The organism is Acidovorax sp. NN32 (genome assembly GCF_057597245.1).
Genome location: NZ_CP199679.1, coordinates 2,136,974 through 2,153,253 on the forward strand (window position 1 = coordinate 2,136,974; position 16,280 = coordinate 2,153,253).

The 16,280-nt window shown below is 63.1% G+C and carries 13 protein-coding genes, 1 tRNA gene and 1 pseudogene; 9 read left to right on the forward strand and 6 right to left on the reverse strand.

Annotation, left to right across the window (positions count from 1 at the left end; genetic code table 11):
- Positions 1–49 precede the first annotated feature (49 nt).
- A complete protein-coding gene (gene gudD, locus ACT89O_RS09920) occupies positions 50–1,402 on the forward strand; it encodes a glucarate dehydratase (protein WP_487262491.1) in 1,353 nt (450 codons plus the stop codon).
- 103 nt (positions 1,403–1,505) lie between these two features.
- On the opposite strand, the gene ACT89O_RS09925 is transcribed toward gudD, so the two are convergent.
- Both ACT89O_RS09925 and ompR read right to left on the reverse strand, forming a co-directional pair.
- The gene (locus tag ACT89O_RS09925; RefSeq protein ID WP_228894678.1) at positions 1,506–3,047 is read right to left on the reverse strand and encodes an ATP-binding protein; all 1,542 of its coding nucleotides are present in this window, start codon (positions 3,045–3,047) and stop codon (positions 1,506–1,508) included.
- 19 nt (positions 3,048–3,066) lie between these two features.
- Entirely contained in the window at positions 3,067–3,798 is a 732-nt protein-coding gene (gene ompR / locus ACT89O_RS09930; protein ID WP_010460834.1) for an osmolarity response regulator transcription factor OmpR, read from the reverse strand.
- A gap of 217 nt (positions 3,799–4,015) precedes the next feature.
- Between ompR and ACT89O_RS09935 the strand changes: the two genes are divergently transcribed.
- A complete protein-coding gene (locus tag ACT89O_RS09935) occupies positions 4,016–4,729 on the forward strand; it encodes an SIMPL domain-containing protein (protein ID WP_487262492.1) in 714 nt (237 codons plus the stop codon).
- A 121-nt stretch (positions 4,730–4,850) separates the two neighbouring features.
- Here the strand turns inward: ACT89O_RS09935 and ACT89O_RS09940 are convergent, their stop codons facing one another.
- A complete protein-coding gene (locus tag ACT89O_RS09940) occupies positions 4,851–5,633 on the reverse strand; it encodes a 3-hydroxybutyrate dehydrogenase (RefSeq protein ID WP_121506865.1) in 783 nt (260 codons plus the stop codon).
- A gap of 115 nt (positions 5,634–5,748) precedes the next feature.
- Between ACT89O_RS09940 and ACT89O_RS09945 the strand changes: the two genes are divergently transcribed.
- The 4 genes from ACT89O_RS09945 (at position 5,749) to ACT89O_RS09960 (ending at position 9,613) form a co-directional block, all read left to right on the forward strand.
- Positions 5,749–6,720, forward strand: coding sequence for an alpha/beta fold hydrolase (locus tag ACT89O_RS09945; RefSeq protein ID WP_487262493.1), 972 nt, complete (start codon positions 5,749–5,751; stop codon positions 6,718–6,720).
- Positions 6,717–8,933, forward strand: coding sequence for a RelA/SpoT family protein (locus ACT89O_RS09950; RefSeq protein WP_228894684.1), 2,217 nt, complete (start codon positions 6,717–6,719; stop codon positions 8,931–8,933). The genes ACT89O_RS09945 and ACT89O_RS09950 overlap by 4 nt, the downstream gene beginning before the upstream one ends.
- Positions 8,934–9,047: 114 nt before the next feature.
- Positions 9,048–9,124, forward strand: a tRNA-Val gene (locus ACT89O_RS09955).
- Between the two features lie 45 nt (positions 9,125–9,169).
- Complete coding sequence (locus ACT89O_RS09960) at positions 9,170–9,613, forward strand: hypothetical protein (RefSeq protein ID WP_487262494.1); 444 nt, start codon at positions 9,170–9,172, stop codon at positions 9,611–9,613.
- 87 nt (positions 9,614–9,700) lie between these two features.
- On the opposite strand, the gene ACT89O_RS09965 is transcribed toward ACT89O_RS09960, so the two are convergent.
- The gene (locus ACT89O_RS09965) at positions 9,701–10,789 is read right to left on the reverse strand and encodes a mechanosensitive ion channel family protein (protein ID WP_487262495.1); all 1,089 of its coding nucleotides are present in this window, start codon (positions 10,787–10,789) and stop codon (positions 9,701–9,703) included.
- A 236-nt stretch (positions 10,790–11,025) separates the two neighbouring features.
- Between ACT89O_RS09965 and phaR the strand changes: the two genes are divergently transcribed.
- Together phaR and rimO are read left to right on the forward strand one after the other, a co-directional pair.
- On the forward strand, positions 11,026–11,586 hold the full coding sequence (gene phaR, locus ACT89O_RS09970; RefSeq protein WP_055402453.1) for a polyhydroxyalkanoate synthesis repressor PhaR: 561 nt from the start codon (positions 11,026–11,028) through the stop codon (positions 11,584–11,586).
- Between the two features lie 181 nt (positions 11,587–11,767).
- Complete coding sequence (rimO, locus tag ACT89O_RS09975; RefSeq protein WP_487262496.1) at positions 11,768–13,159, forward strand: 30S ribosomal protein S12 methylthiotransferase RimO; 1,392 nt, start codon at positions 11,768–11,770, stop codon at positions 13,157–13,159.
- Between the two features lie 83 nt (positions 13,160–13,242).
- On the opposite strand, the pseudogene ACT89O_RS09980 reads toward rimO, so the two are convergent.
- Positions 13,243–14,312, reverse strand: a pseudogene (locus ACT89O_RS09980) (IS3 family transposase); the annotation flags it as partial.
- A gap of 42 nt (positions 14,313–14,354) precedes the next feature.
- On the opposite strand from ACT89O_RS09980, the gene ACT89O_RS09985 reads away from it, so the two are divergent.
- A protein-coding gene (locus ACT89O_RS09985; protein ID WP_487262497.1) for an IS3 family transposase occupies positions 14,355–15,580 on the forward strand; the annotation gives its coding sequence in 2 pieces (ribosomal slippage) (positions 14,355–14,712 and positions 14,712–15,580; 1,227 coding nt in all).
- Positions 15,581–15,668: 88 nt separating this feature from the next.
- On the opposite strand, the gene efp is transcribed toward ACT89O_RS09985, so the two are convergent.
- Entirely contained in the window at positions 15,669–16,223 is a 555-nt protein-coding gene (gene efp / locus ACT89O_RS09990; protein ID WP_008906801.1) for an elongation factor P, read from the reverse strand.
- Positions 16,224–16,280: the final 57 nt, after the last annotated feature.

Below are 16,280 nucleotides of genomic sequence, written 5' to 3' on the forward strand. Positions count from 1 at the left end.
CCTTGTCACGGGGCGCTTTTGCCCGCCCCAACTTCGTTTCCAGACCACCATGACCACCTCCTCCATCCCTTCCGTCGCCAGCACCCCCGTTGTCACCGAGCTGCGCGTGGTGCCCGTGGCGGGCCACGACAGCATGCTCATGAACCTGAGCGGCGCACACGGCCCCTTCTTCACGCGCAACCTGCTCATCCTGCGCGACAGCGCGGGCAACACCGGGGTGGGCGAGGTGCCCGGCGGCGAGAAGATTCGCCAGACCATCGAGGATGCGCGATCGCTGATCATGGGCCGCCCCATCGGGCACCACAACGCCGTGCTCAACGCCATGCGCGCGCAGTTTGCCGACCGCGATGCAGGCGGACGCGGCCTGCAAACCTTTGATCTGCGCATCACCATCCACGCCGTCACGGCCGTGGAGTCCGCCTTCCTGGACCTGCTGGGCCAGCACCTGGATGTGCCGGTGGCCGCGCTGCTGGGCGACGGCGTGCAGCGCGAGGCGGTGCAGATGCTGGGCTACCTGTTCTACGTGGGCGACCGCGAAAAGACCGACCTGGCCTACCGCACCGAGCCCGGTGCCGACAACGACTGGTTCCGCCTGCGCAACGAGAAGGCCATGTCGGCCGACGGCATCGTGCGCCTGGCCGAGGCGGCGTACGAGCGCTATGGCTTTGCCGACTTCAAGCTCAAGGGCGGCGTGCTGCGCGGCGAGGAAGAGGTCGAGGCCATCCGCGCGCTGCATGAGCGCTTTCCCGAAGCGCGCGTCACGCTGGACCCCAATGGCGGCTGGTTGCTGAAAGATGCGATTCGCCTCACGCGTGATCTGCACGGCGTGATGGCCTATGCCGAAGACCCCTGCGGCGCCGAAGGCGTGTTTTCGGGCCGCGAGGTGATGGCGGAATTTCGCCGCGCCACGGGCTTGCCCACCGCCACCAACATGGTCGCCACCGACTGGCGCGAAATGGCGCACAGCCTGGCCCTGCAGTCGGTGGACATCCCGCTGGCCGACCCGCACTTCTGGACCATGGCCGGGTCGGTCCGCGTGGCGCAGATGTGCCAGGCCTTCGGCCTGACCTGGGGTTCGCACTCGAACAACCATTTCGACGTCTCGCTGGCCATGTTCACCCACGTGGGCGCCGCCGCCCCTGGCCGCGTGACGGCGATTGACACGCACTGGATCTGGCAGGACGGTGAGCGGCTGACGAAGGAGCCGTTCCAGATCAAGGACGGCTTCATCCAGCTGCCCAAGAAGCCCGGCCTGGGCGTGGAGCTGGACATGGACGAGGTCGAGCGTGCCCACCGCCTGTACTTGCAGCATGGCCTGGGCGCACGCGACGACGCAGTTGCCATGCAGTTCCTGATCCCAGGCTGGAAGTTCAACAACAAGGCGCCCTGCATGGTGCGCTGAGGGCTCTTGCGGTCTGGTCGCCGCCACCTTCGGATGTCGAGAGGATGCGCCAAAAACAAAGCCCTCCAGGTGAGAGCTTTGTACATGGGGCAGGGCGGGGCGATCACGCCATCCGGTCTTCGGCGCGACGCCGCGGCAGCTGGCGTTTGACAGACGGGCGCTGCAGCCGCTGCTTGGGGTCTGCACCCTCGGGCAGATCAGTGGCCCGCTGCAACTGCAGGTGGGCTACCAGGCCGCCGGTGCTGGAGTTGGCCAGTGCAAAGATGCCGCCCATGCGCTGCACGGTTTTGTCCACGATGGAGAGCCCCAGCCCCGCGCCTGCCGCTGCGGTGCGCGCAGAGTCACCGCGAAAGAAGGGCTTGGTCAGATTCGACAACTGCTCGGGTGGCACGCCGGGGCCATGGTCGCGCAGTTTGACCAGCACCCAGTTCTCACGGCCTTTGGCGGCAATGTCCACGTTGGTGATACCGGTGTCCTCGGCCTTGCCGTAGCGCCGCGCGTTTTCGAGCAGGTTGGAGATCACGCGGGCCAGTTCCACTTCGTCGGCCAGCACGTTGAGGTCTTCGGGCACGGACATCGTGATCTGCAGTTCGCGATGGTCTTGCACCGCATAGACGCAGGACGACACCACAGCATGCAGGTTGACCGGTGTCAGCGTGACATGGTCCGGCCGAGCGTAGTCGAGGAACTTGTCGATCGTGGCGTCGAGCTGCACGATGTCTGCCACCATGTGCTCGCGGGCCACTTCATCGGTCACGCTCATCTCTGTTTCCAGCCGCAGGCGCGCCAGCGGCGTGCGCAGGTCGTGCGAAATGCCTGCCAGCATCACGGCGCGGTCCTGCTCCAGCTTGGCCAATTTTTGCGCCATGCGGTTGAAGCCGATGTTCACTTCGCGGATTTCGCTGGTCACCACTTCCTCGTCGAGGTGGCTGGCTGCGAAGTCGCCGTCCTTGACGCGGTTGGCCGCGTAGGAGAGTTGCTTGAGAGGCCGGTTGATCAGCCGCGCAATGGCCGCCGCACCGGCCAAGGACAACGCCCCTGCCGTGATCAGCCAGATCAGCCAGGTACGGCCACCTGCCGGACTGAAGCGCGAGCGGTCCATCAGCAGCCAGTTGGGGTCGCCATTGATGTTGAAGCCGACCCACAGGCCGGTTTCCCCATTCACGTTCTGCGCCACGATGGTGTCGGGCCCCAGGCGCTGGGTGAGTTCGTCGGTCAGGCGGTTGCCCAGGGCCGTGCCCTCCAGAAGCTCGAACTTGTCGCGCGGCTCGCGCGGCAGGATGCGCACGCCTTCCTGGTCGGCCATGGTCTTGATGAGCGACACACGAGCAATGGCGTCGGAATGCACCAGCGCTGCGCGGCTCAGGTTGACCAGGGATGCGATCTGCTGCGCGGTGTGCAGGGTGCGCGGCTCGAACTCCAGCGCCCGCAGGGTCTGCAGCCACGCCAGAATGCTCCCCACCAACAGCAGCGCCAGCAGGAAGAAAGTGCGCCAGAAGAGATTGAGGCCCACACGCGCCCGCTGCTCCCGGGCCTGTCGCAAGGACTCCAGGGGGGCGGGGCTGGTGGCGTCGGGGGAAGCGGTCACGGACTGCCGGACCGATGATGAAGATCTCGACCTCGAATTGCCGTCGGAATTGTGCATACAGGCAAGGAAAGAGGGGTCAGCTGGTTCCGTCCGGCACGAACACGTAGCCTACCCCCCACACGGTCTGGATGTAGCGCGGGGCGGCGGCATCCACCTCCACCAGCTTGCGCAGGCGCGAGACCTGCACGTCCAGGCTGCGGTCAAACGGCTCAAACTCGCGGCCACGGGCCAGCAGGGCCAGCTTTTCGCGCGAAAGGGGCTGGCGTGGGTGGCGCACCAGCGCCTTGAGCATGGCAAATTCGCCGGTGGTCAGGGGCAGTTCTTCGCCATTGCGCTGCAGTGCGCGGGTGCCCAGGTCGAAGGTAAAGGGACCAAAGGTCACGACCTCGTTGTCGCCCGAGGGGGCGCCAGGCGCTTCCTGTGCGGGGCGGCGGCGCAGCACAGCGTGGATGCGGGCCAACAGTTCGCGGGGGTTGAAGGGCTTGCCCAGGTAGTCGTCGGCGCCCACTTCCAGGCCCACGATGCGGTCCACGTCCTCGCCTTTGGCGGTGAGCATGATGATGGGGGTGCGGTCATTGGCGGCACGCAGGCGGCGGCAGATGGAAAGCCCGTCTTCGCCCGGCATCATCAGGTCGAGCACGATGATGTCCACGGTTTCGCGCAGCAGAAGGCGGTTAAGCGCCTTGCCGTCTTCGGCGACCATGACTTCAAAGCCTTCCTGCGTGAGGTAGCGGCGCAGCAGATCACGGATTCGTGCATCGTCGTCCACCACCAGAACTTTGTCGGTGCGATTGGTTGTTGTGGCCATCTTGATCCCAAGTCCAATTTGTAACAGAGCCGATTCTGACCACTTGGAACGCCGAAGTTCGGGTTTTGGGGCTGGGTTTGACCAACTGTTACAAGTTTTGCCCAGCTTCGCACGCGCGGTGGAGGGGCTTCATCGCAACGCATGGGCAGTGCGGTTAAGGTGGTGCCCCGCATGGCCCGGCCCCGGGCCGTGCACCGATATCAAGGACACCTTTGTGATGAAAATTACTACTAAATTGATAGCTGCTGGCGTTTTGATTGCTTGCGCTGGTGCCTCTTTTGCTCAAAATTCTCCACCCCCCGAGCTGCGCAATGTCGTGCAGCTGTCGGCCACGGGCACGGTGGAGGTGCAGCAGGACCTGCTGGTGCTCAACCTTGCCACCAGCAAGGAGGCTGCCGACGCCGCCACGGTACAGACACAGCTCAAGCAGGCGCTGGACGCAGCCCTGGCCGAAGCCAAGCGCAACGCCCAGCCCGGACAGCTCGATGTGCGTACCGGCCCCTTCGGGCTGTACCCGCGTTATGGCAAGGACGGGAAGATCAACGGCTGGCAGGGTCGTGCCGAGCTGGTGCTGGAAGGCCGCGACTTCGGGCGCATCACGGCCACGGCCGGCAAGATCCAGACGCTGGCCATCAGCAATGTGGCTTTCGGCCTGTCGCGCGAGGCCCGGGCCAAGGTGGAGGGCGAAGCCCAGACCCAGGCCATCGAACAGTTCAAGGCACGCGCGGCCGAACTGGCCAAGGGTTTTGGCTTCAGCAACTACAGCCTGCGCGAGGTGGCGGTGAACAGCAATGAGATGGTGCCCGGGCCACGTCCGCGCATGATGGCCATGGAGGCCAAGGCGGGCTCGTTCTCTGATTCCGCCGTGCCGGTCGAAGCGGGCAAGGCCCAGGTCATCGTGAACGTGTCGGGTTCGGTGCAGATGCGCTGATTTTTTAGGCAATATTGGCCGCCAGCGCATATCTGGTAAGCGCTGGAGGCTATCAATTTTGCAATTTACCGGGCGCCTGTGCGGGCATGCCACCAGCGATCAGACGCTCGCGCGTGCTTTCTCACTGCGCTGCCCAGCCGCCATCCATGTTCCATGCCACGCCACGCACATTGTTGGCGGCGGGGGAGCAGAAGAACACAGCCAGCTCGCCCAGTTCTTCGGGCGTGGTGAACTGCATGGACGGCTCTTTTTCGCCCAGCAGCAGCTTCTTGGCGTCTTCGTTCGACAGGCCGTGTTCGGCCGCCTTGGCATCCACCTGTTTTTGCACCAGGGGCGTCAGCACCCAGCCAGGGCAGATGGCGTTGCAGGTCACGCCGCTGGTGGCGTTCTCCAGCGCCGTCACCTTGGTCAGACCCACGATGCCGTGTTTGGCCGCCACGTACGCAGCCTTCTGTGCCGAGCCCACCAGGCCGTGCACCGATGCCACGTTGATGATGCGGCCCCAGTTGGCACTCTTCATGGCCGGCAGCGCCAGGCGCGATGTGTGAAAGGCGCTTGTGAGGTTGATGGCGATCACTGCATCCCAGCGCTCCACGGGGAAGTCTTCCACATTGGCCACGTGCTGGATGCCTGCGTTGTTCACCAGGATGTCCACGCGCCCGAACTGCGCGGCGCTGTACTTCATCATGTCCTCGATGTCGGCCACCCGGCTCATGTCTGCACCGTGGTAACCCACTTTGGCGCCAGCGGCTTCGCCAGCTGCCAGCACCTCGGCGCGGGGGCCATCCACATCGCCAAAGCCATTGAGCACGATGTTGGCACCTTGGCGGGCCAGCGCCTTGGCGATGCCAAGACCAATGCCACTGGTGGAGCCGGTGACGAGGGCGGTTTTGCCTTTCAGCATGTGAGTCTCTCCGAATGAATTACGATGCAACGCAAGAAAAAGTCGGCACGCATGAACGAACAATGGGTGCCGACGGCTCCTGCATTATCGAGCGCTGCCCCCGGATTTCGCACCCATGATTGAACCTACGCTGAACTACGTACTGTGCCCTGGCCCGGGGGCGCCTGTGGTGTCTTCCGGTAACTCCTCCGCATCTGCGGCTACACACCATCGCATGGCGTATTGGGAGTGGAATGCCACGGGCAACCCGGCGCATCCCCATGTGGTGGTCTGTGTGCATGGCCTCTCGCGCCAGGGGCGCGACTTCGACACCCTGGCCCGTGCGTTGAGCCAGCATGCCCGCGTGATCTGCCCCGACGTGGTCGGGCGCGGCCAGAGCGACTGGCTGGCTGACCCCATGGGCTACCAGATTCCTCAGTACGCCGCCGACATGCTGGCTCTGCTGGCCCAGGTGCACCAGCAGGCCCCCATCACCACCCTCGACTGGGTGGGCACCAGCATGGGGGGGCTCATCGGCATGGGCATTGCGGGCCAGCCGGGGCTGCCTTTGCCGGTGCCTGTGCGCAGGCTGGTACTCAACGACGTGGGCCCCGTCATCCAGTGGGAGGCCCTGCAGCGCATCGGCTTGTACCTGGGGCAACAGGCACGGTTCGAGTCGCTCCAGCAGGCGGCCGACGCCATGTGGGCGATTTCCACCAGCTTTGGCCCCCATACACCCGAGCAGTGGCTGGAACTGTCGCGTGCCATGGTGCGCGCGTTGCCGGAATCTGCGGGTGGTGGCATCACGCTGCACTATGACCCGGCCATCGCGGTGCCGTTCAAAACACTCACGCAAGAGTCCGCAGTGGCTGGTGAGGCCATGCTGTGGCAGCTGTATGACCACATCACGGCCCGCACCTTGCTGTTGCGCGGTGCGCAGTCTGACCTGCTCTTTCGCGAAACCGCGCAGGCCATGGCGCAGCGCGGGCCCCGGGCACACGTGGTCGAATTTGAAGGCGTGGGGCATGCTCCCACGCTGGTGGCGGGCGATCAGGTGGCTGTGGTCACCGGCTTTTTGCTTTCGGCGGAAGGTGTTGTGGCCGGATGAAAACCTACCCTCCCGCACAGGCGTCCCACACACCCCAGGCCGACGCCGTCCCCCAGCTCATTGCCGCTACCGCACACACCCTGCCTGAGCAGGTGAACGCGCTGGCGCGTGCGCGCGCGTTTGCCGAGCCCTTGATGGCTGGCGAAACGCTGGATTCCGGCGAAAACACGCTGGCCCACGCCGACGCTGTAGCTGCCATCCTCAAGGGCATTGGCGGCTCGGAGGCCATGCAGGCCGCCAGCTATCTGGTGCATGCATGCATTCATCTGAACAAGCCTGAAGAGGTGATCGCCAAGGCCTTTGGTGCCAACTTTGCCGCGCTGGCGGTAGAGACCACCAAGCTCATGCGCGTGCAGCAGCAGGCCCGCACCGCAGAGCACCTGGAAGACCCCGCCGTGCAGACTGAGAACGTGCGCAAGATGCTGCTCGCCTTCTCGCGCGACCTGCGTGTGGTGATGCTGCGCCTGGCCTCGCGCCTGCAGACGCTGCGCTTTCATGCGGCCAGCAAGCGCCCCGTATCGCCCAGCCTGGCGCGCGAGTCGCTGCAGGTGTTTGCACCGCTGGCCAACCGCCTTGGTATCTGGCAGGTCAAGTGGGAGCTGGAGGACCTGTCCTTTCGCTTCCTGGAGCCTGACACCTACAAGGAAGTGGCCCGCCTGCTCGACGAAAAGCGGGGCGAGCGCGAGGTGTACATGGAGCAGCTGCGTGGGCGGCTGGAGGCCGATTTGCGCGCGCGCAGCATCAGCGCCAGCGTGCAGGGGCGCCCGAAGCACATCTACAGCATCGTCAAGAAGATGCGCGGCAAGTCGCTCAACTTCGATCAGGTGTTTGACATCCGCGCGCTGCGCGTGGTGGTGCCCACGGTGAAGGACTGCTACGCGGCCCTGAGCTGGGTGCACGAGCAGTTCAAGCCCATCGTGGAGGAGTTTGACGACTACATCGCCAAGCCCAAGCCCAATGGCTACCAGTCGCTGCACACCATCGTGCGCGACGACAACGGCAAGCCCATCGAGATCCAGATCCGTACCCAGGCCATGCACGACCATGCGGAGCACGGAGTGGCGGCGCATTGGGCCTACAAAGAGGCAGGCAGCAAGGGCTATGCAGGGGTTTCGGCCACGGGTGAATACGACGCCAAGATTGCGGTGCTGCGCCAGTTGTTGGCCTGGGAGCGCGATCTGTCGGGTGCCTTGCCCAACCGGGGCCTGTTTGAAGACCGCATCTATGTGCTGACCCCAGATGCTGCTGTGGTGGAGCTGCCCCAGGGCGCCACACCGGTGGACTTTGCGTATGCCGTGCACACGAGTGTCGGGCACCGTTGCCGGGGCGCCCGGGTGGACGGCGCGATGGTGCCGCTCAATACACCGCTGCAAAACGGACAGACGGTGGAGATATCCACCGTCAAGGAAGGCCGCCCCTCACGCGACTGGCTCAATGCTGAGCTGGGCTACCTCACCAGCAACCGCGCCAAAGCCAAGGTGCGTGCCTGGTTCAACGCCCAGGCCACACACGAAACCGTGGCCCGTGGGCGCGAGGCGGTCGAAAAGCTGCTGCAGCGCGAGGGCAAGACTGCCATCAAGCTCGACGATCTGGCGGTGCAACTGGGCTTCAAGTCCGCCGATGCCTTGTTCGAAGTGGTGGGCAAGGATGAATTCTCGCTGCGCAACATCGAAACGGTGCTGCGACCGCCCGAGCCGGTTTTGCAGCCCGACGACTATTTGTTGCTCAAGAAAACACGCACCAACGATGCCGCACCCAAGGGCGGTGTGCTGGTGGTGGGCATTGACTCGCTGATGACCCAGCTGGCCAAGTGCTGCAAGCCAGCCCCGCCGGACCTGATCCGTGGTTTTGTCACGCGGGGCAAGGGCGTGAGCGTGCACCGGGCCGACTGCAGCAACTTCCGCGAAATGGCCGCACGCAGCATTGAGCGGGTGATCGATGTGGAGTGGGGCTCCACCTCCAAATCGGCTGCACTGGCTGCCGTGTACCCCGTGGACGTCGCCGTGGAAGCCGCCGACCGTCAGGGCCTGCTGCGCGATATCTCCGAAGTCTTTGCGCGCGAGAAGACCAATGTGATCGGCGTGCAGACGCAGTCGGTGAAAGGCACGGCGTGGATGACCTTCACGGTGGAGGTTGCCGATTCGGGCCGGCTGAACAAGGTGTTGGGCATCGTGGCCGGCGTGCCCGGTGTGCGCTCCGCGCGCAGACGCTGAGTGGCGGGACGGTAGGCATGGAACAAGACCCACGAACATCTCTTTGCCGTTTGCTGTGCTGTTTTGATCGAAGCACTCGATTTTTATGGCTATAATCGTGGTCTAAACAACGACAGGCGCGTAGCTCAGCTGGTTAGAGCACCACCTTGACATGGTGGGGGTCGTTGGTTCGAGTCCAATCGCGCCTACCAAGTTTTTCCCTGAAGGAAACCAGCTTTCAGACCACTGAAAAACTTGTGGAAACCTTGACCAGGTTTCAAAAAGCACAAAGCCACCTTTTTACAGGTGGCTTTTTCTTTGGTCGCGCTCGAATCAGTCCTCTTTTTTATGCGATGTCGGGCGTCGCGGTCGTTCATCGCCCTGGGGATACCGACGAACTTCTTTGTTGGCTCCTTGCACCCATTGGGTTCACCGAGAGTGATGGCGCCTGCGTGCCTGGCGGCAAATCAATGAATTGGTTTTTGTCTGACACGAAGACGCACGGGGTCGCGATAACTTTGGTGGCTTCAAAGAGAAGGGATGCCACCATGAACACTCCATCCAATTCTTCAAGTGTCCATCAGGGTTTTGTGGACACTGATCCTGAACTCGGTCTGTACGACATCCGGATCTTCTGGCTTGCTGCTCTCGCCGCCATCGTTGCGGTGCTTGCCGTGGCGTACTTCAAGATGGGCTATTGAGGAAGAATGCCCGTGTTCCGGCATGGTTGTTATCGTGGCGACATGTGGCGGGGCTTCTTGTGGGTGCATCGATAGCGCTGCCTTGGCTTAGGCCTTCAACGGGGGCTCTTGCGCGAGTGTTCTTGTCGGTGCTTCAGCCCCCTGTGCAGGCACACGCACTTGTGGAAGGCAGTCCGGGTATTCGCGTTGGATGAAGGTCACCAGCGCTTCGCGCACCCGGCACCGCAGGTCGAACGCCAGGCCGGATGATCGTGCGGAGACCAGCACGCGGATCTGGATGGTGCGCTCGGTCACATCGGTGAGCTGCAGAACGTTCACTCGCCTGTCCCACTCTGGTGCGGTTTCCAGCACCCGCTGCAATTCGGCCCGCAGCGGGTCCAGCGGCAGGCGATAGTCGGCAAACAGGAAAACGGTTCCCAGGATTTCAGAGCTGGTGCGTGTCCAGTTTTGAAACGGGTTTTCAATAAACCACTGCAGCGGGATGATCAAGCGCCGCTCGTCCCAGATGCGCAGCACCACATAGGTGCTGGTGATTTCTTCTACCCGCCCCCATTCCCCTTCGACGATGAGCACATCGTCGATACGGATGGGCTGGGCCAGCGCGATCTGCAGGCCGGCGATCATGTTGCTGAAGACCGGGCGCGCTGCAATGCCCGCCACAATCCCCACCACCCCGGCCGACGCGAGCAAACTGGCACCTACTTGCCGGGCCCCTGGAAAAGTCATGAGCATGAGCGCGAGGCCCGCCATCACCACGCCGGTCATCGCCGTGCGCGACAGCACGCGTGCCTGGGTGGCGATGCGTCGGGCGGTGAGGTTGTCTTCCACATCTGCGGGGTGTTGGGCAATGACCCCATTGGCCAGGCCGCCAATTGCGGCAATCAGCAGCCAGCAGGCCCCGCCAATCACCGCCAGGCCATTGAGATGGCGGATACCGCCGATGTACGGCAGATCATCGCTGGCGGCTTGCCATACCAGTTGCAGCGCGATCAACGGCAGCAGAATCCGCATGACCGGTATGCATGCCAGCACCACGGTCTGCACCACGGGGAGGGGGGTTGTTGCGCGGCGCAGGATGATGGCGACCATCCGATGGGCGATGGCTGCCAAGGTCGTGGCAAACAAGGCCGCTACCGCCGTAGCGAGCCAGGGGGAGAGCTGCAAACTTTCGAGCATCGTGTGGAAAGGAGGGCAAACGCCCACTATCGCACCGGCAAACGTATTCAGCTGTCAGACGGTGCGCCGCACCGGTTGATGGGCTGGTGCAGGCCTGTGACGGCTGCGCCTAGCGTGGTGATGCTACCGGGCCTGGCAAGTGTCACCCCAGCGACAGTGGTGCGCAGCTAGTCATCAGGGTATTCCTTTGCTGGTGCCGGGCTGCCCGTTCCCTAGAATGTGCTGCACTGCAATACATGGGCTTCCAGCCCGAGGAGTTCGTCGTGTCCGAACAGAAAAGTGCCGCGCCCAAGTCGGCGCAGCGTGTCATCAAAAAATACCCCAATCGCCGTCTGTACGACACAGACACCTCCACCTACATCACCCTGGCCGAGGTGCGCCAGTTGGTCATGGCCAACCAGCAGGTGGTAGTGCGCGACGCCAAGACGGGCGAAGACCTCACGCGCAGCATTCTGCTGCAGATCATTCTGGAAGAAGAGGCCGGTGGCGCACCCATGTTCACCGAGGCGGTGCTGGCCAACATCATCCGTTTTTATGGCCATGCCATGCAGGGTTTCATGGGCGCGTACCTGGAGAAGAACGTACAGGCGTTTACCGACGTTCAGGCCAAGCTGGCCGAGCAGTCGCAGAGCGTGACGCCAGAGATGTGGGCCCAGTTCATGAGCCTGCAATCGCCCATGCTCAAGGGCATGATGGGCAACTATGTGGAGCAGTCGCAGTCCATGCTCACGCAGATGCAGGAGCAGATGCAAAAGCAGACGGAGCAGATGCTGGGCGCGTTTGGACTCAAGCGGTAGCCTCCCTGAGCCGCTTCGCGGCTTCCCCCCAGGGGGACGCCGCCAGCGCGGCGGGGCGGCCCTTGCGCGGTGGCCGCTGGCCTAGGAGCGCGCCAGTTTCATAGGTCGCGGCGAGTCGCAAGCATTGCAGGCAATTGCCCGTCCCACCGGTCTGACGCCGGAACTGGGACAATACGGGGATATGAGCGAAGCAATTGCCCCCACCAAAACTCCCAAAGTCGGATTCGTCAGCCTGGGCTGCCCCAAGGCACTGACCGATTCCGAGTTGATTCTCACGCAGCTGAGCGCGGAGGGTTACGAAACCTCCAAGACCTTCCAGGGCGCGGACCTGGTCATCGTCAACACCTGCGGCTTCATTGACGACGCCGTCAAGGAAAGCCTAGACACCATTGGCGAAGCCTTGGCCGAGAACGGCAAGGTCATCGTCACCGGCTGCCTGGGCGCCCGCACGGGCGACGACGGCGGCAACATGGTGCGCCAGATGCACCCCAGCGTGCTGGCCGTGACCGGTCCGCATGCCACACAAGAGGTGATGGATGCCGTCCACCTGAACCTGCCCAAGCCGCACGACCCGTTTGTGGACCTGGTGCCGGGCAGCTTTGGTATTGCGGGCATCAAGCTCACGCCCAAGCACTATGCGTACCTCAAGATCAGCGAAGGCTGCAACCACCGTTGCACCTTCTGCATCATCCCCTCCATGCGCGGTGACTTGGTGTCGCGGCCCATTGGCGATGTGCTCAGCGAGGCCAAGGCCCTGTTTGAAGGTGGCGTCAAGGAGTTGCTGGTCATCAGCCAGGACACGTCGGCCTACGGTGTGGATGTGAAGTACCGCACCGGCTTCTGGGACGGCAAGCCGGTCAAGACGCGCATGCTGGAGCTGGTGCAGGCGCTGGGCGAGATCGCCGAGCCCTACGGCGCCTGGGTGCGGCTGCACTACGTGTACCCGTACCCCAGCGTGGACGAGGTGATCCCGCTCATGGCCACGGGCCGCGTGCTGCCCTACCTGGATGTGCCTTTCCAGCACAGTCATCCCGACGTGCTCAAGCGCATGAAGCGCCCGGCCAGCGGCGAGCGCAACCTGGAGCGCATCCAGCGCTGGCGCGAGGCCTGTCCCGAGATCGTGATCCGCAGCACCTTTATCGCTGGCTTCCCTGGCGAGACGGAAGAAGAGTTCCAGCACCTGCTCGATTTTGTGCGCGAGGCGCAGATCGACCGTGCGGGCTGCTTTGCCTACAGTGATGTGACGGGTGCTGCTGCCAATGAGCTGCCGGGCATGTTGCCTCTGGAAGTGCGCGAAGAGCGCCGTGCCCGCTTCATGGCTGTGGCCGAAGAGGTGTCGATTGCCAAGCTGCAGCGCCGCGTGGGCGCCACCATGCAGGTGCTGGTGGATTCGGCTCCCGGCCTGGGCCGCAAGGGCGGTGTGGGCCGCACCTATGCGGATGCGCCCGAGATCGACGGCACCGTGCAGCTGCTGCCGCCCGAGAAGATCAGCAAGACCATGAAGGTGGGCGAGTTCACCAAGGCGCGCATTGTCGGCGTGCGTGGGCACGATCTGGTGGCGCAACCCATTTGATAGCTATATATTTGATAGCTGTTGGCGCTTTCAGGATGAGCGCTGGCAGCTAAAATGTGACCCGTCCTGGAATAGGTTGACACCTATGCGGGATTGAATCCCAGCCGCAATTGGCTTGCAAGAGACGCCCGGTGCATCGCATCGGGCGTTTTGTATTCTAGGGACAGGTGGGGCCGCTGCTCGTTGTATAGACGCACTGACTCGCTCACCATGGTCTTGGCCTGCTCAAGGTTTGCCGGGCGGTGCAGCAGGAATTCCATCTTCAGGATGCCGTTAACCCGTTCTGCCAAGGCATTCTGGTAGCAGTCGTAGCCATCGGTCATCGAGCAGGTGATCTCATGGCGGTCATGGATGCGTTGGTACTCCGCCGAACAGTATTGGATGCCCCGATCAGAGTGGTGCACCAGCTTCTGGCTGGTCTGCCTGTTGCGCAGAGCCATTTTCAGCGCCTGGCTGACCTGAGCAGTCTCCAGCCCTTCATGTACATGCCAGCCCACGATCTTGCGGGAATAGGCATCCGTTACCAGGCTCAGGTAAGCCGGTTTTTCTTTGGTGGGCAGGTAGGTAATGTCTGCCACCCACAGCTGTTCGCAGCCGCTAGGTACCACCTTGGCTGCTGTGTCTTTAAGCAGGTTGGGATGGCGCCGGAAGCGATGGTGGCTGTTGGTGGTCTTGTGGTACGCCCGCTTGGGCAAGACCAGCATCCGTTCATGACGCAGGATGTCGAACAAGGCATCGCGGCCGAGCTTGATGCCCGCGTGCTGCAGCGGCTCCTTCAGAATGAAGTGCAGCTTGCGTGTGCCGATGCGCGGCTGGTGTCGCCGCTTCTCATCGACCATGGCCACTACGCTGGCCTGTTGTTCATCGCGCAGCCGTTGGCAGGCCAGGGCCTTGTAGTGCGCCTGCCGACTGATGCCCATGTACTGGCAAGCCCTCACAACGCTCAGCCCTTGGACGAGCTTTTCTTGGAGGACTTGCCAGCAGGCTTTTTTGTGATGGTTACCCCATGTTCGCGCTTGAGCACATGGATCACCGCCTCAAAGAACTGCGCTTTCTCCTGCGCCTGCTTCAGTTGCACCTCCAGCTCCTTGATGCGCTGCTCGGGTGTCAGCGGCTTGGATGGCTCTTGCATGGGTGTGGGTCTGACCCGTCCTACCCAGCGTTGACACGTGGACCTTTCAAAAGGGCATGTGTCATGAAATCGAGTGTCAAACGCACGCAGCGCGACTACACGCTGGCCTTTAAATTGGCGGTGGTGGAGCAGGTAGAAAGAGGCGAGCTCACGTACAAAGAGGCGCAGCAGCGCTACGGCATTCAGGGCCGCTCGACGGTGTTGGTGTGGCTGCGCAAGCACGGCCGCCTGGGCTGGAGTCCGGCGGCATCATCCGCAGCCATGCCACTAGACAAGACCAAAGGACCGCTCACGCCCGAGCAGCAGATCAAGGCGCTGCAGGTGCAGCTCGAGCAGGCGCAGGAGAAGGCCAGGCTGTTTGAAGCCGTCATCGATGTGCTGCGCAAGGACTACGGGGTGCGCGTCGTAAAAAAGCCTTTGGGCAAGTTCTCTCGCAAAAACTCATCGCAGGGTTGAGCGTGAAGAGGGCTTGCCAGCATATGGGCCACAGCCGTCAGGCGTACTACCAGGGCAGGCGCCGAGAGGCCGATCACCTCGCGAATGCGCAGGCGGTGGTGGAGTTGGTGCGCGAGCAGCGCATGCGTCAGCCACGCATCGGCACGCGCAAGCTGCACTACCTGCTGCAGGAGCCGCTGCAGCGCCAGGGAATAGGTCTGGGCCGGGATGCGATGTTCGACGTCCTGCGCAACGCCAGGCTGCTGGTGGCGCCCCGGCGGGCGTACCACAAGACCACCAACAGCCACCACCGCTTCAGGCGCCACCCCAACCTGCTCAAAGCCGGGCCACAGCAGATTCGCGCCAGCGCCAGCGAACAGGTCTGGGTAGCAGACATCACCTACTTGCCCACACACGGCAAGTTCGTCTACCTGAGTCTGGTCACGGATGCGTACTCCAGGAAGATCGTCGGCTGGCACGTGCATGAGAGCATGCAGACCGAGGAGGTGGCGCAGGCCATGAAGATGGCGCTATCGGGGCGACAGAGCAGTCGGCAGCTGGTGCACCACTCCGACAGGGGTATCCAGTACTGCTCGACGTATTACCAGGCCCTGCACAAGCGCCACGGAGTGATCTGCTCGATGACCGACGGTTACGACTGCTACCAGAACGCGCTGGCCGAGCGGGTCAACGGCATTCTGAAGACCGAACTCTTGTTGCAGCGCCCTGCGGATCTCGCCCAGGCCAGACGCATGGTCGAGCAGTCGGTGCGCATCTACAACTGCGAGCGGCCACACCTATCGCTGAAAATGCAAACGCCCGATGCGGTGCATCGGGCGTCGTTGGCCGGATAGTCCGGCTGGAGTTTTAAACCGTCCTGGGTGTCAACGCTATTCAGGACGGGTCATCGTTCTCCCGCAAGGGAGAACTGCGCAGGGCAGCTTACACGCGCTTGCGGTATTCGCCGGTGCGGGTGTCGATTTCGATCTTGTCGCCTTGGCTGACAAACAGGGGCACGGGCACTTCAAAGCCGGTGGCGATCTTGGCAGGCTTCATGACCTTGCCGGAGGTATCGCCCTTGACGGCGGGTTCCGTCCAGGTGATTTCGCGCTCGACGCTGGTGGGCAGTTCGACCGAGATGGCCTTGCCGTCGTAGAACACCACTTCCACGGTCATGCCGTCTTCCAGGTAGTTCAGCGAGTCGCCCATGTTTTCGGCTTCCACTTCGTACTGGTTGTACTCGGTGTCCATGCACACGTACATGGGGTCGGCGAAGTAGGAGTAGGTGCACTCCTTCTTGTCCAGGATCACGTTGTCGATCTTGTCGTCGGCCTTGAACACGACTTCGGTGCCGAAGTTGCCGATCAGGCTCTTGAGCTTCATGCGCACGGTGGCTGCACCGCGGCCGCCGCGGGCGTATTCGGTCTTCAGGACCACCATGGGGTCCTTGCCGTGCATGATGACGTTGCCGGCGCGGATTTCTTGAGCGATTTTCATAGCAAGTTGCTTGGGTTGGGGCCGCTCAACGCGCGGGCTGGCAAACCGCCTGGTTTG

What these genes read in the sequence shown, in the direction of transcription:
- gudD (WP_487262491.1), top strand. Translation starts at nt 50, where the DNA reads ATGACCACCTCCTCCATCCCTTCCGTCGCCAGCACCCCCGTTGTCACC.
- ACT89O_RS09925 (WP_228894678.1), bottom strand. Translation starts at nt 3,047, where the DNA reads ATGCACAATTCCGACGGCAATTCGAGGTCGAGATCTTCATCATCGGTC.
- ompR (WP_010460834.1), bottom strand. Translation starts at nt 3,798, where the DNA reads ATGGCCACAACAACCAATCGCACCGACAAAGTTCTGGTGGTGGACGAC.
- ACT89O_RS09935 (WP_487262492.1), top strand. Translation starts at nt 4,016, where the DNA reads ATGAAAATTACTACTAAATTGATAGCTGCTGGCGTTTTGATTGCTTGC.
- ACT89O_RS09940 (WP_121506865.1), bottom strand. Translation starts at nt 5,633, where the DNA reads ATGCTGAAAGGCAAAACCGCCCTCGTCACCGGCTCCACCAGTGGCATT.
- ACT89O_RS09945 (WP_487262493.1), top strand. Translation starts at nt 5,749, where the DNA reads ATGATTGAACCTACGCTGAACTACGTACTGTGCCCTGGCCCGGGGGCG.
- ACT89O_RS09950 (WP_228894684.1), top strand. Translation starts at nt 6,717, where the DNA reads ATGAAAACCTACCCTCCCGCACAGGCGTCCCACACACCCCAGGCCGAC.
- ACT89O_RS09965 (WP_487262495.1), bottom strand. Translation starts at nt 10,789, where the DNA reads ATGCTCGAAAGTTTGCAGCTCTCCCCCTGGCTCGCTACGGCGGTAGCG.
- phaR (WP_055402453.1), top strand. Translation starts at nt 11,026, where the DNA reads ATGGGCTTCCAGCCCGAGGAGTTCGTCGTGTCCGAACAGAAAAGTGCC.
- rimO (WP_487262496.1), top strand. Translation starts at nt 11,768, where the DNA reads ATGAGCGAAGCAATTGCCCCCACCAAAACTCCCAAAGTCGGATTCGTC.
- efp (WP_008906801.1), bottom strand. Translation starts at nt 16,223, where the DNA reads ATGAAAATCGCTCAAGAAATCCGCGCCGGCAACGTCATCATGCACGGC.